The following is a 726-nucleotide window of genomic DNA, read 5'->3' as shown; positions in this document are numbered from 1 at the left end:
CCTAGATTATGTTGACAATTGACGCAGCCAGAGTCGGATCGATGTGATGTCAATGAAGCGGAGGTAGCTTTCTGCAGTCTTGTCATATCGGGTGGCGACACGTCTGGCATTCTTCAGTTTGTTGAAGGAGCGTTCCACCATGTTGCGTAGGCGATAGAGCGAGCGGTCGACACCGACATGTTTCTAGCGTGATTTCCGCGTGGGGATGACCGGGAGCACGTCGCGGTTGTTCATGGTATTTCGGATGCTGTCGGCGTCATAACCATGGTCAGCCAGCAGGACGCTCGGCTGGGGTAAATTGTGTGCCAAAACCAGATCGAAACCGAGATCGTCGGATGTCTGGCCTGGTGTGACTTCGGTCCTCATGGGCAAGCCGTGCGCGTTGACAAGGAGGTGGATCTTGGTCGTGAAGCCACTCACTTGAGCGGTCAAAACCCTGACGCGGCGTCCCCCTTTAGCGCCTGCTGCCTGATGATGGGCGCGAACCACGGTGCTGCCCATCATTTGCAAAGCGCTCGGAGCGGCCCGGCTTTGGTTCAGAGCGTCCAAATTCCCTCCCAGAGACCCGCCAGCGTCCAGCGCCAGAACTGGCGACAGGCGCTTGACCATTTGCAAAACTCATCGGGCAGGTCCCGCCAAAGGGCTCCGGTTCGGGAAATCCAGAAAATCCCATCAAGGACACGGCGGTGATCGGTGGGCTTTCGCCCAATTGGGCCACGTACGGCG

Annotated in this window: 1 pseudogene; it reads right to left on the bottom strand. The window is 57.9% G+C overall.

What is annotated here, in order from left to right:
* Positions 1 to 6: 6 nt before the first annotated feature.
* A pseudogene (locus ACR0IU_RS22295) lies at positions 7 to 726 on the bottom strand (IS5 family transposase); the annotation flags it as partial.

Source organism: Ruegeria sp. CL5, from assembly GCF_056536485.1.
This window is presented reverse-complemented; position numbering and strand designations above follow the sequence as displayed.